The sequence below is a fragment of the Rhizobium sp. SEMIA 4085 genome, assembly GCF_013004495.1.
In the GTDB taxonomy this organism is placed as follows: domain Bacteria; phylum Pseudomonadota; class Alphaproteobacteria; order Rhizobiales; family Rhizobiaceae; genus Rhizobium; species Rhizobium gallicum.
In genome coordinates, this window is the sequence record NZ_JABEPH010000536.1 from 1 (window position 1) to 2,867 (window position 2,867).

2 protein-coding genes and 1 pseudogene are annotated in these 2,867 nt (G+C 59.6%); all 3 read right to left on the minus strand.

Annotated elements, in window-relative coordinates:
- Positions 1–585: NAD(P)-dependent oxidoreductase (locus tag C9413_RS30525; RefSeq protein WP_170251357.1), on the minus strand; the 585-nt coding region annotated here is incomplete at its 3' end.
- Positions 586–906: 321 nt separating this feature from the next.
- Positions 907–2,082 carry an elongation factor Tu gene (gene tuf, locus C9413_RS30530; RefSeq protein ID WP_039844630.1) on the minus strand — a complete coding sequence of 392 codons (1,176 nt, stop codon included), beginning with the start codon at positions 2,080–2,082 and terminating at the stop codon, positions 907–909.
- A 68-nt stretch (positions 2,083–2,150) separates the two neighbouring features.
- Positions 2,151–2,867, minus strand: a pseudogene (gene fusA, locus C9413_RS30535) (elongation factor G); the annotation flags it as partial.

Here is a 2,867-nt window from a genome sequence, read left to right on the forward strand (position 1 = left end):
CCTGTCATAATCATGCGGCTCGATGACGGTTCCGATGCGCAAGGCATAGATATCGGCACCGGACCGCTCGGCAAAAGCGCGCGCCGTCTTTTCGTTCAGCACCTTAGACAGACCGTAGCTGTCCATTGGATCGACGTCGTAGTCCTCCTCCAGCGGAAACTGATGGAAATCCTTCTTCCCTTCGGCGAAGCAGACGCCATAGGTGGTCTCGCTGGAGGCAAGGATGATCTTCCTGACGCCGAGCTTCACCGCTGCCTCGAGGACATTGTAAGTACCCATCGTGTTGATGCGGAACGTCTCATTGTCCGTTTTGATCTGAATGCGCGGTATCGCAGCGAAATGCACGACAGCGTCGAAGCCTTGGACGCCGTTGCCCGGCTCCAGATCGGGAAGATCGCGATGCATGGACAGCGCGTTGAAGACCTGGCCGCTGTCGGTGATGTCGGCAATCAGGTTGGTGACGCCGGGGCTGTCGAGCGGCACCAGATCGACATTGTGAACCTCATAGCCGGCATTCACCAGCCAAGGCACGACATGACGTCCGGCCTTGCCCGAACCGCCGGTAAAGAGAATACGCTTCTTCATGAAATCTCCTCCGCATCAGATAGAAGAAATAGATAAAGGCTCCGCCACAGGGCGCAAGGTGAAGGCGTGGCGATTTAGAAGCCACGGTCAGATTTCGCCTATGCTGCTTCCACTTCCAGGACTCCGGCCAGCACCTCTTCCAGCGCGGGCCTAGATCTTGATGTCGTAGGGCCACATCTACAATCCGGCGAGGCTTTGAAGGACTTGCCGAACCGATGATCCGTATCGGTGGCGATTCGACGTCCGAACGTCAACAATAATGCAACGCAAAAGCCCCGCCGTTTCCAGCGGGGCTTCTTTCAATCCAAGCTAATGCGAAGATTACTCTACGATCGATGCAACGATACCGGCGCCGACGGTGCGGCCGCCTTCGCGGATGGCGAAGCGCAGCTTTTCTTCCATGGCGATCGGCACGATCAGCTCGACGTCAACCGTGACGTTGTCGCCCGGCATCACCATTTCGGTGCCTTCCGGCAGCGTCACGATGCCCGTCACGTCCGTCGTGCGGAAGTAGAACTGCGGACGGTAGTTGGTGAAGAACGGCGTATGACGGCCGCCTTCTTCCTTCGTCAGGATGTAGGCTTCAGCCTTGAACTTCTTGTGCGGCTTCACCGAACCCGGCTTGCACAGGATCTGGCCACGCTCGACGCCGTCGCGGTTCACGCCGCGGATCAGTGCGCCGATGTTGTCGCCGGCCTGGCCCTGGTCAAGCAGCTTGCGGAACATTTCAACGCCGGTCACCGTCGTCTTCGAGGTCGGGCGGATGCCGACGATCTCGACTTCTTCGCCAACCTTGACGATACCGCGCTCGACGCGGCCGGTCACGACCGTACCGCGGCCCGAGATCGAGAACACGTCTTCGATCGGCATCAGGAACGGCTGGTCGATCGGACGCTCAGGCGTCGGGATGTAGGCGTCGACCTGGGCCATCAGTTCGCGGATCGCGTCTTCGCCAATCTTCTTGTCGGAATCTTCAAGAGCAGCCAACGCCGAACCCTTGACAACCGGGATGTCGTCGCCCGGGAAGTCGTAGGACGACAGCAGTTCGCGCACTTCCAGCTCGACGAGCTCGAGAAGCTCGGCGTCGTCGACCTGGTCGACCTTGTTCAGGAACACGACGATTGCCGGAACGCCGACCTGGCGGGCGAGCAGGATGTGTTCGCGGGTCTGCGGCATCGGGCCGTCGGCAGCCGAGCACACCAGGATCGCGCCGTCCATCTGTGCGGCACCGGTGATCATGTTCTTGACGTAGTCGGCGTGGCCGGGGCAGTCGACGTGCGCGTAGTGGCGGTTGGCCGTCTCATACTCGACATGCGCCGTCGAAATCGTGATCCCGCGAGCCTTTTCTTCCGGCGCAGCGTCGATCTGGTCATACGCCTTGAACTCGCCGAAGTACTTCGTGATCGCCGCCGTCAGAGACGTCTTGCCGTGGTCAACGTGGCCGATCGTGCCGATGTTAACGTGCGGCTTGTTGCGCTCAAACTTACTCTTTGCCATTTTCGGCTCTCCATTCTGCTAGTCCCCGAAGGGATCTAATTCTTGTTATCGGTCAATTGGTATTCCGGTCACTTCTGACCGGAATACTTTGCCTGGATTTCAGTTGCGACGTTCGACGGAACCGGCGCATAGTGATCGAAGGTCATCGTGTACTGAGCGCGGCCCTGCGACATGGAGCGCAGGTTGTCGACGTACTTGAACATGTTCGCCAACGGAACGTTCGCGTTGATGACGACGGCGATGCCGCGGCTCTCCTGGCCCTGGATCTGACCACGGCGCGAGTTCAGGTCGCCGATGACGTCGCCGACATAGTCTTCCGGCGTCACGACTTCGACCTTCATCATCGGCTCCAGCAGCTGAGCGCCAGCTTTCTTCGCTGCCTCACGGAAGCAAGCGCGCGAGGCGATTTCGAACGCCAGGACCGACGAGTCGACATCGTGGAAGGCACCGTCGATCAGCGTCGCCTTGACGCCGAGCATCGGGAAGCCTGCGAGCGGACCGGAGGTCAGAACGCTTTCGATGCCCTTCTGAACGCCCGGGATGTATTCCTTCGGAACAGCACCGCCGACGATCTTGGACTCGAACTTGAATTCGTCGCCTTCCGGGTTCGGTTCGAAGATGATCTTGACGCGCGCGAACTGGCCGGTACCACCGGACTGCTTCTTGTGCGTGTAGTCTTCTTCGTGCGTCTTCGTGATGGTTTCGCGGTAGGCAACCTGCGGCGCACCGCCGGTTGCTTCAACTGTGAACTCGCGGCGCATGCGGTCAAAGATGATATCGAGGTG